Below are 16,550 nucleotides of genomic sequence, written 5' to 3'. Positions count from 1 at the left end.
CCGCCAGGTCAGACACGCGGCCGGGTGTCTTCCAGATACCGGCGATGCTCGAGTCGCTCCACGGTATCCTGCTCGGCCTCCCCCGAGGTCGGCCACGACGAGACGACGAGCGCCGTCACGTTGTCCCTGCCTCCCGCGGCGATGGCCGCGTCGGTCAGTACGTCGGCCAGCCGCTCGTCGTGCGGGTTCTCCCTGAGCAGCGCGGCGATGTCGTCGTCCGAGAGCTCCTTGCTGAGGCCGTCCGAGCAGATGAGGAACGTCTGCTCTCCGCCGGCCGGCAGCATCCAGACGTCCACGTCCACATCGTCGGCGGCGCCGAGCGCGCGCGTGATGACGTTGCGCTCGGGATGCCCGCCCGCCTCCGCCGCGCTGATGAGGCCGGCGTCGAGCAGCTCCTGCACGGCAGAGTGGTCGACGCTGAGCTGGGTGAGCCGCGCGCCGTCCCAGCTGTAGACGCGGGAATCTCCGATGTTCACGATCATCCAGTAGCGGGATCCGTTGTCGCTGCCGTTCACCGCCACGACTCCGGCCAGCGTCGTTCCGGCCACCGCCACGCCCGAGTCGCCCTCCGTCGACAGCGCTCGCACGGCGTCGTTGGCGGCGGCGATCGCATCCAGCACGTCGTTCGCCGTCACCTCGGAGTCGGCGGGGATGCGCTCCCCCATGACCTGAACGGCGGAACTGCTGGCGAGATCCCCCCTCGCGTGGCCGCCCATGCCATCGGCCACGACGAACAACGGATCGCGCGCCAGCACGGCGTCTTCGTTGACCGCGCGTACCGCACCGACGTCAGTGCGCGCGCTCACCGCCAGCGTCAGCTTCACCGAACGCGTTCTCCTGCCTTGTCTCCTGATTGCCGGACGACGCCTGCGTCGCAGCGCCCGCCTGGTGGTCGGATGCCGCGTCGCGATCCTCGGCGTCCCCCTCGTTCGGAAGCGCTGTGAGGTTCTCCTCGGGAAGCACTCCGGCGCGGCGGTCCAGCCACATCTTGATCAGACTTGCCATGGTAGCGACAAGCATGGCGACGGCGATGAATCCGAGCGACGCCCACGTGCCGATCTCCGGCGCCCATTCGATCGGGTGGCCGCCGTTGATGAACGGAACCTCGTTCTGGTGCAGCGCATGCAGGACCAGCTTGACGCCGATGAACACCAGGATGGCGGCGATGCCGTACTTCAGGTAGTCCAGCCGTTCGACGAGGTGTCCGAGCAGGAAGTAGAGCTGCCGCAGCCCCATCAGCGCGAAGATGTTGGCCGCGAACACCAGGAACGGGCTGGTCGTGATGCCGAAGATGGCCGGGATGGAGTCCAGCGCGAAGAGCAGGTCCGTGGTGCCGAGGGCGAGGAAGACGAGGATCATCGGCGTGAAGAAGCGTCGGCCGCCGACCGTGACGCGGAGCTTGCCGCCGTCGAACTCGTCGTGCACCCTGAGGTGCCTGCGCGCGAAGCGCACGAAGCGCGAATCGTTGCCGCCTTCCTCCGCCTGGTGCCCGAATGCCTGCGTGTACGCGGTGTAGAGCAGGAACGCGCCGAAGAGGTAGAAGATCCAGCTGAAGTTGTCGATGAGCCCAGCACCGATCACGATGAACACGCCCCGCAGCACGAGCGCGATCAGGATGCCGACCATCAGCGCTTCCTGCTGGTACCGCACCGGAACGGCGAACCTGGCCATGATCACGATGAACACGAAGAGGTTGTCGATGCTCAGGCTGTACTCGGTGAGCCAGCCGGCCAGGAACTGCCCGGCGTGCTCGGAGTCGCCCATCCAGAACAGCAGCAGCGCGAACAGCACGGCCAACGCCGAGTAGAAGGCGATCCACCCTGCCGCCTCCGCGGGTTTGGGCACGTGCGGACGTTTTACTGCGACAAGCAGGTCGGCGGCAAGGATGAGGCAGAGCACCACGATCGACGTGATCTCGAACCAGAGCGGGAGGGCGGGCATCGAGCGAGCTTTCTGAGGTCTCGTCGCGAAACGGATACGCCTCGCGACGAGAGTCTCTCCCGCGCTTGACGCGCTGCACGACCGGGGCGCGATGCCCGTGATGACGACCGTGCTGCCGACCGACGATGCGGCCGGTGGGATACTCCCCCTCGCGAGCACAAGTCTATCGGCCACAAGCCGGTCGCCGCGACCGGATGCCGGCCGGCCGACTGCGGCTTAGCCTTGGCGCATCATGGGCTGGTTCGACGCGACCGAGTACGAGTTCGCGCGGCAGGTGCTCGAACGGGGCGTCGCCGCGGTGTACCTCATCGCGTTCCTTTCGACGATGGCGCAGTTCAGGGTGCTGCTGGGCGAGCGCGGACTCCAGCCGGCCCCGACGTTCCTGCGCCGCATGGGCGATCGCGTCTCGCCGACGTTGTTCCGCTGGCGCTACTCGGACCGCCTGCTTCTGACGGTCGCAGGGGTGGGCGCGCTGATCGCGGCATCCCTGGTCGCCGGGCTTCCACAGCTCGCACCGTCGTGGGCCACGATGGCCGCGTTCCTGCTGATCTGGCTCGGCTATCTCTCCATCGTCGACATCGGGCAGACGTTCTACGCGTTCGGCTGGGAGAGCCTGCTGCTCGAGGCGGGTTTCGCCGCCGCATTCCTCGGATCCAACGACCAGGCGCCGCCCATCGTGATGATCGTGTTCTTCCGCTGGCTCGTGTTCCGGCTCGAGTTCGGCGCCGGAATGATAAAGGTGCGCGGCGACCGGTCGTGGCGGGATCTGACCGCGCTGTACTACCACCACGAGACGCAGCCGATGCCTGGTCCGCTCAGCTGGTTCTTCCACCATCTGCCGCGCTGGTTCCACCGGCTCGAGGTGCTCGGCAATCACTTCGCACAGCTGGTCGTGCCGTTCTTCCTGTTCGCGCCGCAGCCGGTGGCGAGCATCGCGGCGGGGGTCGTGATCCTCACGCAGCTGTGGCTCGTCGCATCCGGCAACTTCGCCTGGCTCAACGTGATCACGATCATCCTGGCGTTCTGCGCGGTCTCCGACCCCGTGGCGCATGCGGTGATCCCTGCCGTGCCCGCGCACACCGACCACGAGGTGACGCCCATCTGGTTCTTCGTGGTCATCTGCGTGGTCGGTCTGCTGCTGCTGGCCCTGAGCTGGCCCGCTCTGAAGAACCTGTTCGCGCGGCGACAGCTGATGAACGCCAGCTTCAACAGGTGGCACCTCGTGAACGCGTACGGTGCGTTCGGGTCGGTGACGAAGGAGCGCTACGAGGTGATCGTCGAGGCGACGGATGCCACGGACGCCGCGACCGCCGTATGGCGGGAGTACGAGTTCAAGGGCAAGCCGGGCGATCCGCACCGCTGGCCCCGCCAGTTCGCGCCGTACCATCTGCGACTGGATTGGCTGATGTGGTTCCTCGCGCTCGGTTCCCGGGGCGAGAGCTGGTTCTACCCCCTGCTGCAGAAGCTCCTGGAGGCCGACCCGGCGACACTGCGGATGCTGCGCAGCGCCCCGTTCGGCTCCGAGCGACCGGCGATGGTGCGAGCGTCGCTGTACCTGTACCGCTTCTCCAGCTGGCGCGAGCTGCGCAGGGACCATGTGTGGTGGGTGCGCGAACGCGTGGCGGAACTGCTTCCGCCGGTGACGCTGAGCAGCTCGCGACGCTGACCGATTCGGGACGCTGATGCGTTCGGCGCTGACGGCCAGACGCCGACTGGTTCGGCACCGGCGGGGCCGGGCGCTGACGGGTCATGGAGCGGTGTCGGTGGCCCGCGGACCCCAAGACGGGGACGCTTCAGCCGGTGAGGAACCAGTCCCGTCCGTTGGGGACGCGGCATTCCGTCAGCATCGCCCCGGTTCTTTCGGAACGCTGTGCTCGCCGCACACGCCCGGGCTTCTCAGGAGCGCTCCTCGCCCTCGTCGAGCGCGTCGGGCGGCTCGGTGACCTCGCTCTCGTGATGCGGAGCCCCTTCTGTCTCGCCATGTTCGTCGACCACCGCAGGGCGATCGTGCGAATGAAGCATCGCCGTGATCATGGCGTTAGCGACAGCGAGGAACGGCACGGCGAAGAGAGCGCCTGGCACACCGGCCAGCCCCGTCCCCGCCGCCACTCCGACCACGACGGCCAGCGGATGCACCTTCACGGCTCCCCCGACCAGCAGCGGCTGCATCACGTGCGCCTCCAGCAGGTGCACGCCGAGCACGCCGGCGAGCATGATGATCGCCTGGAGCGGCCCGCCGAAGATCAGGGCGATCGCCACCGCGATGATGCCCGAGACGATGGCTCCGATGACGGGGATGAACGATGCGAGCAGCACGATCACCGCGATGGGCACCGCGAGCGGCAGTCCGAGGAAGAACGCCACGAGGCCGATGCCGACCGCGTTTACGAATGCGACGACGATCTGCACGCGCACGAAGCTGCTGAGCGTGCGCCATCCGGCCGTTCCCGCCGCGGTCAGGCCCGGCTTCGCGCTCTTCGGAAAGAGGCGCACGATCCAGCGCCAGATTCCTTCCCCGTCGATGAGCATGAAGATGGTGGCGAACAGGGCGATGAGCGACCCCGTCAGCACATGACCTGTCGCGGTCCCGACCTTCAGCGCTCCACCCAGGATGGTGGACGAATCCTTCTGCACGAACGCCGGGGCATCCTTCAGGTAGCCGGCGAGATCGCGGTCGCTGATGCTGAACGGCGGCTGTCGCAGCGCCTCGCGCACCCTGTCGTATGCGGCGGTCCACTCCCTCTGAAGCTGTGGGATGCCCATCCGCACCTGCCAGACGACGAGCAGCACGAGTCCGCCGACGATCACGGCCAGCGCCACCAGGCACACGACGATCGCGAGCCACTTCGGCCAGCCATGACGGCGGAGCCTCGCGACGGTGGGAGCGACGAGCGCGCACACAAGGAGGGCGACCAGCAGCGGCACCACGATGTCCTGGAACAGGATCACGAGGTACACCACCACGCCGGCCAGCGCCACGATGAGGAGCAGCCGCCACGCCCACTCGGATGCCACCCGGACTCCGCGGGGCAGCCCGCCGCTCACGGGTGGCGTGGCCTGGGCTTTCTCGAGATCGTCCATCACGCGCTTCCTTCCGGCGTCTCCCCGAGCCGATCGCTCGCGGTGGCCGCATCGTGCAGGATATGCGGACTCACCGCATCGAGCCCGAATCGCGCTGCACCGGTTGACGTCGGAGCCTCCGACTCGGTCTTACACGGGGAGCTGGCGGCACTTTCCGTGCGCTCAGCTCAGCTCTTCGATCAGACGGCCGCTCCAGTTCTCGATAGCCGCCTTCTCACGGCCCTTCAGCCCGTCCAGCGCCACCCTTCGGATCGTCTGCCCATGGGTCCGGATGGCGGAGTCGGCGAGGTCCGCTCCCGCTCGGCTCAGTGCGATGCCGGTTCGACGGCCCGACTCGGATGATCCGGCACGGTCGACGAGCCCGCGCTTCTCCATCCGGGTGAGCATGTGGGCCACTCGGCTCTTGTCCCAGTCCAGGGAGTCGGCGAGCTCGACGACGCGCATCACCCCGCCCTGCGCGGAACGCAGTTGCACGAGGATCGAGAACTCGGGCTTCGAGAGGCCGAACTCGGTCTGCAGCACGCGATCGACCTCTCGCACCAAGAGCCGTTGAGCGCGCATCCAGCGGTCCCAGAACGCCCACTCCTCCGCCGTCAGGCTCGCCTCGTCACTCACCTGACGATGGTACCGCAAAGTTGACACATCAACTATTATCTAGAGTTGTCGTGTCAACTTCTGGCAAGCATGAGAGGAAAACAGATGAAGAGCGATGTGCTCGTGGTCGGTGGCGGGTATGCCGGCACGCTGGTAGCGAAGGAACTGGATGACCGCGCCTCGGTGACGCTGGTCGACTCACGAGACTCCTTCGTCAACTACTCGGCCTCGCTGAGGGCGATGGTTCGCGAGGACTGGGCGGAGGCTCCGTTCTTCTCCTACGGAGCGCTCCTGAAGCACGGCGCCGTCGTGCGCGGCACCGTGGTGTCGGTCGACGGCCGGGGCGTCCGCCTGTCGGGCGGTCGAAGGCTGGATGCCGGCTATCTCGTCCTCGCGACGGGATCCAGTTACGCCTACCCCGCTCATCCGCGACCGGACACGACCGTCGCACAGGATGCCGCCGCTCAGCTTCGCGCGACGGGTCGCGAGCTCGCGCAAGCGAAGCGGGTCCTCATCCTCGGCTCGGGTCCGGTCGGACTGGAGCTCGCCGGCGAGATCCGCGAGGCGTGGTCGAACATGGAAATCACCGTCGTCAGCCCGAGCACGGCGCTGCTCCCTGGTTACCTTCCCGAAGTACGCGACGAGCTCAGCGCCCAGCTCGATCGACTCGGCATCGACCTGCAGCTCGGCACGCGGCTCTCCGACGAGCCATCCGTTCCGCCCGCCGTCGCGCAGCCGTTCGCCGTGACCACCACCGATGGCAGGACGATCACGGCCGACATCTGGTTCCGCACCTTCGGGTCTCGCGTCAACACGGACTACCTTGCCGACGCCCGGCTCGTCGAACTCACTGCGCAGCGCCTGGTCCCTGTCGATGAACACCTCGCCGTCGTCGGCCATCCGAATGTGTACGCGCTGGGAGACATCGCCGACCTACCCGACGCCAAGATGGCCACCCACGCCCAGACGCAGGCGGCCGTCGTCATCGACAACCTCGCGGCTCAGCTCGAAGGCCGGCACCCAAGCGTCACCTACCAGCCGGCCGCGATGCCGCGGATCTTCCTCCCGCTCGGATCCCGTAGCGGCGTCGGACAACTTCCCACGCCCGACGGCCCGATCCCCGCCCCACTCGACGCCGTCATCGAACGCAAGGGCCGGGATCTGTTCGCGAGCAGGTTCGCCGAGAGGTTCGGGCTCCAGGGAACCGAGTGAAAGCGGCGGCGACGAGAGACGGCGTCCAGGCGACGCGCCGCAACCGTCGTCCGGTTCGCCTCGAATGATCGGTTAGCCCAGGATCAGCGCTAGCGGGTGGTCACGGAATCTGCTGCAACTCTTGCCAATACGAATAGAGGACGCACTCCTGCTCACGCACTGCGGGCAGGGCTCCGCCTACAGCAGCTCTTGAGGGGTCCAGCTCGGCCACCTCGCTTCGCCGACCTGGCTTCCGTGCTCGTAGACGGCGATCCTTCTGAAGGGAGCGGCGGCCGTGCTGTTGTCATAGAACACCGCCCGATGCGCAACGGTATGCGCCCGGGCCACGAGCGCCCACAAACGCCGGTATCGCGCGCGTATCTTGTCCTCCGGAACGGCGTGTCCCCCGTGGTCGACCCGGTAACCGACGCGACTAACCGCCACACTCTCGGGGACGAGGATCACGTGAAGTGTGACAAGGTAGCCGTAATCGACAGCCTGCTGAACAAGATCGACCTTGCTGGCATGGCTGAAAACCGTCTCCGTGATGAAGGAGCGCTGATTCAGCAGTGCAGTCTGGCGTTCGATTGCGGCGAGGCTGGACGCCTCATAGGCGTGCCCTTCCTCTTCGCCAGGCCACGTCTTTGCCGCCAGCAGATCAGCGTTGATGAACCGCAGACGCGTCGAAGGGGCGAGAATCTTGTCGACGAAGGTGGACTTTCCTGCGCCATTCGGCCCGGCGAGCACGTGCAGGACCGGAGTGCTCACGGCCTGGTCGAACGCGGCCGCCTCACGACCATCTCACCAGCGGCATCCCCCTCGACCCACGGATCACCGACCGCCGTCAGTTCAGCCGTGAGATTGAGACGGTCGAGTTGCTCGGCGATCCGCTCCTCCCATGTCGCTCGCACCACAGCTTGCGACTCCTCGGAGAGAGTGTCATACGACGCCTGCCCTGCAAGCACGAGCCGAACGGCCTCGTTGGTCACTCGCGGCGAAGCCTCGAGCTCGCGGCCAATACGTGCCCAGTGATCGATCTGTTGCGCTGCGCTGCGGCTCTGCGTCTGAGCGACTGCCTGGGCGGCCAGGAAGAGATCGCCGTCGATCCGAGTAGGAGAGGATCCCATAGGGCCCACTGTAGCAGCCTGCTACAGCAACGGGCCTCAGTGGTTGACCGTCGTCCATCGGCACGACGAGGGCCACTCACTTAAGACCCGCACGGTGAAAATGCACGTAAGGGCACCTCAACCGCAACACCATTTCACATCGGCGAAGTAGGGCCCGGGCCCAATAGCGACGCTTCTTCGAAACGAAGACAACCACTCAACTCACGAAGGACGTTGCCAAAATGTTGCACCGGCCGAAGGGGCGGCCAGCGGTGACTCACGGCAACGCAGGCACGCGAAGCAAAAAGCCCGCTTCCCGAGACGAATCTAGGGAAGCGGGCTGATTGTGACCCCAGCGGGATTTGAACCCGCGTTACCGCCGTGAGAGGGCGACGTCCTAGGCCGCTAAACGATGGGGCCGGTCTGTGCCGTAAAAGGCAACTCATCGAGTATGCCATACCGCTCGATGCCCGCCCAAATCCTGACGACCCGTCCGGCGGTGTCCGCTGCGCAGCCAGCGAGCGCCGACGGGTCAGACGGCGGCAGCAAGAGCTCACGCGTAGAGCAGCAGCGCCGCCGGTGCGACGGACACCTCGACGGGCAGGGGGCCGACGCGCTCGCCGTCCGCGTAGGCGACGATCCCCTCGGCGTCGAGGGTGACCGTACGCACTCGCGTGATGTGCACCTCGGGCAAGGAGAGATGCTCGCCGCGGAAGACCCGCGGGAAGACGCGGAGCAGGCGATGCCGCGGCATCCGGTCGACCACGAAGAGGTCGAGGAGCCCATCGTCCACCTCCGCCTGCGGCACGATCTTCATGCCGCCGCCGATCGAACGCCCGTTGGCGACGGAGACCAGCATCGCCTCGGTCGTCTGGGGCACACCGTCGATCTTGAGCCGGTAGGTGACGGGTCGGAACGACAGCAGCTCGCGCACCATGGCGATCGTGTAGCGGTGCGAGCCGCGCGGGCGAGTCATCCGGTTGGCCCGCTCGTTGACCACTGCATCGAACCCGGCCGAGAGAACGCAGGCGAACCAGGTGGTCAGCTCGCCGTGCCGTACGCGGCCGAGATCGATGCGGCGTGGGTCAGCGGCGAGTGCGGCCTGGAGGGCGGCGATGGACGCATCCGCGTCGTCGATCGGAAGCCCGAGCGTTCTCGCCATGTCGTTGCCCGTGCCGGTGGCGACGATGCCGAGCCCGACCGACGTCTCTGCGACAATGCCCACACCGAGGCTGATCATGCCGTCGCCGCCGACCACCACGAGCGCGTCGACGCCGCCCTCCTCGACGACCCGAGCCGTCTCGCGACGCAGCAGCTCGTAGTTCGGCTGCGCCAGCACGATGACGTCGTGACCGGATGCCTGCAACGCGCTCACGACGGCGGGACCGACCGCGCGCCGCTTGCCGAACGACGCCTGAGGGTTGATCGCGACCGCGAGGCGCATGCTGCGCTGCACCCCGCCCGGGGAGGCCGTTCCCGGCGCCGTGCTCATAGCTCCCGATTATGGCCGACGTGGCGGCGCTCACCGCTCGTCGACGCAGGCCGCGCGCGCCGCCGTACGGACCACGACGAGAGCCGGGCGCCTGGCCTTGCCGATCACGACGAGACGATCGACGAGGTCAGCGAGCCGCGATCAGCTCAGCCGGGCCCTGCGGAGCAGCTGCGCGTTGACCGCGACGACGATGGTCGAGACGCTCATCAGTACGGCGCCGAGCGCGGGCGAGACGACGACACCGAACGGCTCGAGAACCCCCGCGGCGAGCGGGATCGCCACGATGTTGTAGCCGGCGGCCCACCAGAGGTTCTGCGTCATCTTGCGGTACGTGCGCGAGGAGAGCCGCACGGTCATCGGCACTCCGCGCGGGTCGCTGGACGCCAGCACGATTCCCGCCGACTCGATGGCGACGTCGGTGCCTGCGCCGATGGCGACGCCCACGTCGGCCTGCGCGAGCGCGGGCGCGTCGTTGACGCCGTCGCCGACCATCATCACGCGCGAGCCGTCACGCTGCAGCGAGGAGACGGCACCGGCCTTCTGATCCGGAAGCACCTCGGCGATCACCTCGTCGATGCCGAGCTGCGCGGCGACGGCGTCTGCCACGGCCCGGGCATCGCCGGTGAGCATCGCCACACGCACACCCATGGAGCGAAGCGCTGCGACGGCATCCTTCGACTCTGCGCGCACCACGTCGGCGACGACGATCATCCCGTCCACCTGGACACGGCCATCGCGGTCGGCGACGACGAAGACGACGGTGTTGCCCGAGGCCTGAGCACGGGCGGCGGCGTCCGCCATCGCGGGCGGCACCTCCGTGCCGCGCTCCCCCACGACCCGTGGCGACCCTACCGTCACGCGGTCGCCCGACACGATGCCGGTCGCCCCGCGCCCGGCGAGCGCCTCGAAGCGATCGGCGCGGCCCACGTGCAACCCTCGCTCGCGGGCCGCAGCCACGATCGCGGCGCCGATCGGATGCTCCGCGTCGGCTTCGACGGCCGCCGCGCGCGACAGCACCGACGCCTCGTCCACGCCGTCCGCTGTCACCACCTGAACGACGCCCTGCCGGCCTTCGGTGAGCGTTCCCGTCTTGTCGAAGAGCACGACATCCGTCAGCCTCGCGTCTTCGAGCGCGGCGCGGTCGCGCACGAGGATGCCGGCGCGCGCGCCCAGCGACGTGGCGATCTGCGCAACGAGCGGGATCGCCAGCCCTAGCGCGTGCGGGCACGCGATGATGAGCACCGTCACGACGCGCTCCAGCACGAAGTTCGGGTCGTCCGGGCGCAGCAGCACCCAGGCCACGAGCGTGACCGCCGCGGACGCGAGCGCCGCGTAGAACAGCCATCCGGCCGCGCGATCGGCGAGCAGCTGGGCACCCGACTTGCTCGCCTGAGCCTGCGCGACGAGCCGCATGATGCCCGCCAGCGCCGACGCATCCTGCTCCTTCGTCATCTCGACGGTGAGCGACCCGCTGCCGTTCACGCTGCCGGCGACCACGGACGCCCCCGCCTGCTTGACGACCGCTGCCGACTCACCAGTGAGCAGCGCCTCGTTCACGTCCGACCATCCGTCGACGACGACGCCATCGACCGGGATGCTTGCGCCCGGCCGAACGAGAACTCGGTCGCCGACCCGCAGCTCGGAGGTCGGCACCGACCGCGAACGGCGGCCGTCGTCGGCGCCCTGCTGCCCGTCCAGCAGCTCGGCCGTGTCGGGGAGCAGGGTGGCGAGCTCGCCGAGCGCGTTCTGAGCACCCATCACCGAGGCCATCTCGATCCAGTGACCGAGCAGCATGATCGTGATCAGGGTCGCGAGCTCCCACCAGAAGTCCATGCCGCTGAGGCCGACTGTGACCGCGAGGCTGTAGCCGAGCGCGACGAGTATAGCGAGGGCGATGAGCGTCATCATGCCAGGACGGCGCGATCGCAGCTCGGCGACGGCGCCTCGCACGAAGACGAGTCCGCCGTAGAGGAACACGGCGATGCCGAACACGGCGGGAATGTACTGGCTGCCGGGGAACCGCGGCCCGCTCAGGCCCAGGATGTCCTGAAGCCCGGTCGAGAACACCATCGTCGGGATGGTGAGTACAAGACTCCACCAGAACTTGCGACGGAACTGGGCAGGGTCGTGAGCGCTGTGGTCGTGAGCGCTGTGGTCGTGGCCGCCGTGGTCGTGAGCCCCGTGCTCATGCGAACCGTGCTCGCCCGCGTCCATTCCGTGCCCGGCGTGGTCTTCCTGGCTGTGACCGCGATCTGACCGATGCCCGGCGTGGTCGAGTGCGGTGTGCTCGCTGAGGTCGTCCGTGTGCTGGTGCATGCGATTCATGATACCCCCTAGGGGTATCAACGATCCATCGACGGCGGTATTCCCGGCTCGCCTCGGCTCGTGCCGGCCGACCAGAATGGTGACATGAAACTGACCAAGCTCGAACACGCCGCTCTCGTCCTCGAAAACGACGGGTCCCGGCTCTTCATCGATCCCGGCTCGTTCACCACCCCGATCACGGAGGCCGCGGGCACCGTCGCCGTCGTGATCACCCACGAGCACGCGGATCACTGGACGCCCGAGCAGCTGCGCCGCATCCTCGACCAGAGCCCCGACGCCGTCATCCTCGGTCCTGAGGGTGTCGCGAAGGCCGCGGCCGATTTCTCGGTGCGCGTCGTGCACGCGGGCGACACGGTCGAGGCCGGCCCGTTCACCCTGCGCTTCTTCGGCGGGCAGCATGCGGTCATCCACTCGTCGATCCCGGTCGTCGACAACGTCGGCGTCATCGTCGACGACACGCTCGTCTACCCGGGAGACTCCTTCGCCAAGCCCGACCTGCCCGAGGTCGACGTGCTGGCCGTGCCGTCATCCGCCCCGTGGCTGAAGGCGTCGGAGTTCATCGACTACGTGCTCGACGTCAAGCCGAAGCACTCGTTCTCCACGCACGAGATGGTCAGCTCCGTCGTCGGCAAGCAGATGGCCGACGGCCGCATCGAGTGGGCGACGGAACAGGGCGGAGGCGAGTTCCTCGACCTGCAGCCTGGGGACTCGTACCAGATCTGATCGGTGGGTGGGCGCCGATATTCGGCGCCCACCAATTGGCCCCTTACCACGCATCCTCATCTTGCGCAGGTGATTGCGATCACCACGAAATGGCGTTCAATGTCGAACATCCGACGAAGTGCAATCCGATGAGTAGTGCAACGGGGAAGCGATCAGATGCAACTCGAGAACAAGACCGCCATCGTCACGGGCGGCAACAGCGGAATCGGCGAGGCGATCGTGCGGCGCCTCGCCAGCGAGGGCGCCAACGTGGTCATCGACTATGTGGCGAAACCGGATGACGCGGCAGACCTCGTGAAAGACATCACCACCGCAGGCGGCAAGGCCATGGGCGTCGAAGCCGATGTCTCCCGACCCACCGAGATCCAGAAGCTCATCGACTCCGCCGTGCACGAATACGGACGGCTCGACGTGATGGTCAACAACGCGGGCATCGAGAAACGCCACAGCCTTCTGGATGCCGACGAGGAGAGCTTCGACCTCGTGGTCGCCGTCGACCTGAAGAGCGCGTTCTTCGGCACACAGCTCGCCGCGAAGCAGTTCGTCTCCCAGGGCGGCGGAGGCGTCGTCGTCAACGTGTCGTCCGTGCACGAGGACTGGCCGATGCCGGGCAACATCTCGTACTGCGTGGCCAAGGGCGGTATGCGGATGCTCACCCGCACGGCGGGCGTGGAGCTCGGGCCGCAAGGCATCCGCGTCATCAACATCGCGCCGGGCGCCGTGGCGACACCGATCAACACGAAGACGCTGAACGATCCGGAGCAGAAGCAGAAGCTCGAGGATGCGATCCCGCTGGGCAAGGTGGCAGAGCCGTCCGAGATCGGGGATGCCGTGCTGTTCGCCGCCTCCGACGCCGCCCGCTACATCACCGCCACCACCATCTTCGTCGACGGCGGCATCATGCAGTCCAGCGTGGGCCTCTGACCGTGGCGGGCATCGAGGACTACGCGATCATCGGCGATCTGCACACCGCCGCGTTGGTGAGCACCGAGGGATCCATCGACTGGTTGTGCCTTCCGCGGTTCGACTCGCCCGCGTGCTTCGCCGCGCTCGTCGGCGACGAGGACAACGGCAGGTGGCGTGTCGCGCCCGCCGGTGCCACACGGTGCACGCGACGACGATACAGGCCGGACACCCTCATCCTCGAGACCGAGTGGGAAACCGACTCCGGCAGCGTGCGGGTCACGGATTTCATGCCCGTGCGCGATCAAGCCGCCGACCTGGTGCGGGTGGTCGAAGGACTCAGCGGAACGGTGCGCATGGAGTCGGACCTGGTGCTGCGCTTCGACTACGGCCACGTCGTGCCCTGGGTCACGCGCGACGAGCGGGGCATCCGCGCCGTCGCCGGCCCCGACGCCGTTGTGGTCACAACTCCCGCACCGCTGCAAGGTCGCGACATGCACACCGTGAGCGAGTTCACGGTCGACGAAGGCGAGCGCATCCCGTTCGTGATGACGTGGTATCCGAGCCATCTGCGGCCCCCGTCGTCCGTCGATGCGCTCAACGCCCTGGAGTCGACCGACGGCTTCTGGGACACCTGGTCTCGCGCCTCCAAGGCGAACGGGCCGCATCGCGAAGCGGTCCAGAGGTCGCTGATCACGCTCAAGGCTCTCACCTACGTTCCCACCGGTGGCATCGTCGCCGCCGCGACCACCTCGCTGCCCGAGCAGCTCGGCGGACCTCGCAATTGGGACTACCGCTACTGCTGGCTGCGTGATGCGACGCTGGCGCTGCAATCGCTCCTCACGGCCGGCTACACGAGCGAGGCCAAAGCCTGGCGTGACTGGCTGCTGCGTGCCGTCGCCGGCGACCCGGCCACGCTGCAGATCATGTACGGCCTCGACGGCACCCGCAGGCTGCCAGAGGCGGCGCTCGACTGGCTCTCCGGCTACGCCGACTCGACGCCGGTGCGGGTGGGCAACGCTGCCGCCGACCAGCTGCAGCTGGATGTCTGGGGCGAGGTGCTGGACGGCCTCGCCCTGACACGCGCCAGCGTGAAGAACGGCGACGACGAATCCTGGGACCTGCAGTGCGCGCTCATCGAGCACGTGCGCAAGATCTGGCATGAGCCGGACAACGGACTGTGGGAGATGCGCGGACCGCGGCGCCACTTCACGCATTCCAAGGTCATGGTCTGGGTCGCCGCCGACCGCATGGTACGCGCGGTGGAGCGCTACGGACTGCCTGGCCCCGTCGACGAGTGGAAGAAGCTGCGCACGGCCGTGCGGCGCGACATCCTGAAGAACGGATACAACGCCGACCGCAACACGTTCGTGCAGTCGTACGGAAGCACAGAGCTGGATGCCGCGCTGCTGCAGATCCCGCGCGTCGGCTTCCTGCCAGGCGACGACCGCCGCGTGATCGGCACGATCGAGGCCATCCAGCGCGACCTCACCGAGGACGGCTTCGTCCTCCGCTACCGACCACAGGCGGCGGACGACGGCCTGCCGGGAGGCGAAGGCGTGTTCCTGGCCTGCTCGTTCTGGCTGGTGGACGCGCTCATCGGTGCCGGACGACGGGACGAGGCGACAAAGCTCTTCGAACGCCTTCTCACCTTGCGCAACGACGTGGGCATCCTCAGCGAGGAATGGGATCCGAAGAGCCACCGCCAGCTGGGCAACACCCCGCAGGCCTTCAGCCACTTCGCCCTCGTGCGCAGCGGCTTCCATCTGCTCGCCGGCGATTCCGCGACGAGCGACACCCCCATGTTCATCGCCCCGGAAGGAGGCAAGAACCGATGACCAACACAGCACACGTTCTCGTGCTCGGCGGCGGTTACGCCGGATTCCATGTCGCCCATCAGCTCAAGCACGGCATCAGAACCGGACGCGTGCGCGTCACGGTGGTGGAACCCGAGCCGTATCTCACCTACAAACCCCTGCTGCCCGAGGTGGCGGGAGGAGAGACTCAGCCGCGCGACGCTACGGTGACGCTGCAGCGAGCGCTCAAGCCCGCCAAGGTGGTCGCCGGACAGGTGATGTCCCTCGATGCCGACGCGCGCACCGCCATCGTGCAGGCGGAAGGCGGAGTCGAACGGGCGCTGTCGTACGACCACGTCGTCTTCGCGCTCGGTTCCATCACCAAGGCTCTGCCGATACCCGGGCTCGAGGACAACGCCGTCGGATTCGGCACGCTCGAAGAGGCGGTGTTCCTGCGCAACCACGTGCTGGACCGCATCCGCTACGCCGCAACCACGAACAGCCAGGCGGAGCGCGACAGGGCGCTCACGTTCGTCTTCGTGGGCGGCGGGTACACCGGCGTGGAAGCCATCGCCGAGCTGCACGAGCTGGCGCGGCACCAGATCGCCACCTACCCCACGCTGCACGGCAAGCGGATGACGTGGCTCCTGGTCGAGGCCGCCGACCGCATCGCCGCCGAGGTGGGCCCCGAGCTGTCGCAGTGGACGCTGAAGACGTTGCGGCGCCGCGGCATCTCCGTGCTGCTGAAGACCGAGATGAAGACCTGCGAAGACGGCATCGTTCAGCTGAGCAACGGGGAGACGCATCCCGCCGACACGATCGTGTGGTCGGCGGGTGTGGCGCCGAACCCGCTCCTCGAGCGGCTGGGCGTTCCGCTGGGCGCCAAGGGCCACGTTCAGGTGAACGAGTGCCTTCAGGTGGTGGATGACGACGGCAAGGTCGTGAAGGGCGCGTGGGCGCTGGGTGACGACGCCCAGGTGCCGAAGCCCGATTCCGGCGACAAGCCCGAGTACTACGCGCCGAACGCGCAGAACGCCCTGCGTCAGGCGAAGGTGCTGGCGAAGAACATCCTCGGTGCGCAGCTCGGCGAGCCACCCCTGCCCTACCGGCACAAGTCTCTCGGCACCCTGGCCAGCTATGGAGCCCATCAGGGCGCCGCGGTCGTGATGGGCATCAAGCTCAAGGGCTTGCCGGCGTGGGCCGTCGACAAGGTGTACCACGCGCTCGCGATGCCGAGCATGAGCCGCAGGGTACGGCTGGCCACAGGATGGATCGCCAACACCCTCGCGCGGCGGGATCTCACGTCCACGTCAGCGGTGCGCAGCCCGCGCAAGCCGTTCCAGGAGGCGCTGGCCGCTGCCAAGGCGCACCAGGCTCACCACTGACGCAGGGCACCGT

Annotated in this window: 14 protein-coding genes and 1 tRNA gene; 6 read left to right on the top strand and 9 right to left on the bottom strand. The window is 67.8% G+C overall.

Annotated features, from left to right (window positions below):
- Positions 1-8: 8 nt before the first annotated feature.
- Positions 9-824, bottom strand: coding sequence for a PP2C family protein-serine/threonine phosphatase (locus VHB92_RS09450; RefSeq protein WP_325453495.1), 816 nt, complete (start codon positions 822-824; stop codon positions 9-11).
- Complete coding sequence (locus VHB92_RS09445; protein WP_325453494.1) at positions 790-1,941, bottom strand: TerC family protein; 1,152 nt, start codon at positions 1,939-1,941, stop codon at positions 790-792. The genes VHB92_RS09450 and VHB92_RS09445 overlap by 35 nt, the downstream gene beginning before the upstream one ends.
- A gap of 232 nt (positions 1,942-2,173) precedes the next feature.
- On the opposite strand from VHB92_RS09445, the gene VHB92_RS09440 reads away from it, so the two are divergent.
- The gene (locus VHB92_RS09440; RefSeq protein ID WP_325453493.1) at positions 2,174-3,607 is read left to right on the top strand and encodes a lipase maturation factor family protein; all 1,434 of its coding nucleotides are present in this window, start codon (positions 2,174-2,176) and stop codon (positions 3,605-3,607) included.
- A gap of 230 nt (positions 3,608-3,837) precedes the next feature.
- Here VHB92_RS09440 and VHB92_RS09435 read toward each other — a convergent pair whose 3' ends face one another.
- Together VHB92_RS09435 and VHB92_RS09430 are read right to left on the bottom strand one after the other, a co-directional pair.
- Positions 3,838-5,022 carry an AI-2E family transporter gene (locus tag VHB92_RS09435; RefSeq protein ID WP_325453492.1) on the bottom strand — a complete coding sequence of 395 codons (1,185 nt, stop codon included), beginning with the start codon at positions 5,020-5,022 and terminating at the stop codon, positions 3,838-3,840.
- Positions 5,023-5,184: 162 nt separating this feature from the next.
- Positions 5,185-5,637: a MarR family winged helix-turn-helix transcriptional regulator gene (locus VHB92_RS09430; RefSeq protein ID WP_325453491.1), complete on the bottom strand. Its 453-nt coding sequence runs from the start codon at positions 5,635-5,637 to the stop codon at positions 5,185-5,187.
- An 84-nt stretch (positions 5,638-5,721) separates the two neighbouring features.
- On the opposite strand from VHB92_RS09430, the gene VHB92_RS09425 reads away from it, so the two are divergent.
- Positions 5,722-6,828 (top strand): NAD(P)/FAD-dependent oxidoreductase, encoded by a 1,107-nt coding sequence (locus VHB92_RS09425; protein WP_325453490.1) that lies wholly within the window; start codon positions 5,722-5,724, stop codon positions 6,826-6,828.
- 177 nt (positions 6,829-7,005) lie between these two features.
- Here the strand turns inward: VHB92_RS09425 and VHB92_RS09420 are convergent, their stop codons facing one another.
- The 5 genes from VHB92_RS09420 to VHB92_RS09400 form a co-directional block, all read right to left on the bottom strand.
- Positions 7,006-7,575: an AAA family ATPase gene (locus VHB92_RS09420; RefSeq protein WP_325453489.1), complete on the bottom strand. Its 570-nt coding sequence runs from the start codon at positions 7,573-7,575 to the stop codon at positions 7,006-7,008.
- Positions 7,572-7,934, bottom strand: a complete 363-nt coding sequence (locus tag VHB92_RS09415) for a TA system antitoxin ParD family protein (RefSeq protein WP_325453488.1) — start codon at positions 7,932-7,934, stop codon at positions 7,572-7,574. The genes VHB92_RS09420 and VHB92_RS09415 overlap by 4 nt, the downstream gene beginning before the upstream one ends.
- A gap of 326 nt (positions 7,935-8,260) precedes the next feature.
- Positions 8,261-8,333, bottom strand: a tRNA-Glu gene (locus tag VHB92_RS09410).
- A 133-nt stretch (positions 8,334-8,466) separates the two neighbouring features.
- Positions 8,467-9,405 (bottom strand): diacylglycerol kinase family protein, encoded by a 939-nt coding sequence (locus VHB92_RS09405; protein ID WP_325453487.1) that lies wholly within the window; start codon positions 9,403-9,405, stop codon positions 8,467-8,469.
- 141 nt (positions 9,406-9,546) lie between these two features.
- Entirely contained in the window at positions 9,547-11,721 is a 2,175-nt protein-coding gene (locus tag VHB92_RS09400; protein WP_325453486.1) for a heavy metal translocating P-type ATPase, read from the bottom strand.
- 93 nt (positions 11,722-11,814) lie between these two features.
- Between VHB92_RS09400 and VHB92_RS09395 the strand changes: the two genes are divergently transcribed.
- From VHB92_RS09395 to VHB92_RS09380, 4 genes are all read left to right on the top strand, one after another.
- Entirely contained in the window at positions 11,815-12,453 is a 639-nt protein-coding gene (locus VHB92_RS09395) for an MBL fold metallo-hydrolase (protein WP_325453485.1), read from the top strand.
- Positions 12,454-12,609: 156 nt separating this feature from the next.
- The gene (locus VHB92_RS09390; RefSeq protein ID WP_325453484.1) at positions 12,610-13,377 is read left to right on the top strand and encodes a glucose 1-dehydrogenase; all 768 of its coding nucleotides are present in this window, start codon (positions 12,610-12,612) and stop codon (positions 13,375-13,377) included.
- A 2-nt stretch (positions 13,378-13,379) separates the two neighbouring features.
- The gene (locus tag VHB92_RS09385; protein ID WP_325453483.1) at positions 13,380-15,194 is read left to right on the top strand and encodes a glycoside hydrolase family 15 protein; all 1,815 of its coding nucleotides are present in this window, start codon (positions 13,380-13,382) and stop codon (positions 15,192-15,194) included.
- Positions 15,191-16,537, top strand: coding sequence for an NAD(P)/FAD-dependent oxidoreductase (locus VHB92_RS09380; RefSeq protein WP_325453482.1), 1,347 nt, complete (start codon positions 15,191-15,193; stop codon positions 16,535-16,537). The genes VHB92_RS09385 and VHB92_RS09380 overlap by 4 nt, the downstream gene beginning before the upstream one ends.
- Positions 16,538-16,550 lie beyond the last annotated feature (13 nt).

It is taken from the genome of Humibacter sp., from assembly GCF_035547335.1.
Lineage (GTDB): Bacteria > Actinomycetota > Actinomycetes > Actinomycetales > Microbacteriaceae > Humibacter.
The sequence above is the reverse complement of the archived record's forward strand: the minus strand, read 5'-3'. Positions and strand labels throughout refer to the sequence as shown.

What these genes read in the sequence shown, in the direction of transcription:
- VHB92_RS09445 (WP_325453494.1), bottom strand. Translation starts at nt 1,941, where the DNA reads ATGCCCGCCCTCCCGCTCTGGTTCGAGATCACGTCGATCGTGGTGCTC.
- VHB92_RS09440 (WP_325453493.1), top strand. Translation starts at nt 2,174, where the DNA reads ATGGGCTGGTTCGACGCGACCGAGTACGAGTTCGCGCGGCAGGTGCTC.
- VHB92_RS09435 (WP_325453492.1), bottom strand. Translation starts at nt 5,022, where the DNA reads ATGGACGATCTCGAGAAAGCCCAGGCCACGCCACCCGTGAGCGGCGGG.
- VHB92_RS09425 (WP_325453490.1), top strand. Translation starts at nt 5,722, where the DNA reads ATGAAGAGCGATGTGCTCGTGGTCGGTGGCGGGTATGCCGGCACGCTG.
- VHB92_RS09415 (WP_325453488.1), bottom strand. Translation starts at nt 7,934, where the DNA reads ATGGGATCCTCTCCTACTCGGATCGACGGCGATCTCTTCCTGGCCGCC.
- VHB92_RS09405 (WP_325453487.1), bottom strand. Translation starts at nt 9,405, where the DNA reads ATGAGCACGGCGCCGGGAACGGCCTCCCCGGGCGGGGTGCAGCGCAGC.
- VHB92_RS09400 (WP_325453486.1), bottom strand. Translation starts at nt 11,721, where the DNA reads ATGCACCAGCACACGGACGACCTCAGCGAGCACACCGCACTCGACCAC.
- VHB92_RS09395 (WP_325453485.1), top strand. Translation starts at nt 11,815, where the DNA reads ATGAAACTGACCAAGCTCGAACACGCCGCTCTCGTCCTCGAAAACGAC.
- VHB92_RS09390 (WP_325453484.1), top strand. Translation starts at nt 12,610, where the DNA reads ATGCAACTCGAGAACAAGACCGCCATCGTCACGGGCGGCAACAGCGGA.
- VHB92_RS09380 (WP_325453482.1), top strand. Translation starts at nt 15,191, where the DNA reads ATGACCAACACAGCACACGTTCTCGTGCTCGGCGGCGGTTACGCCGGA.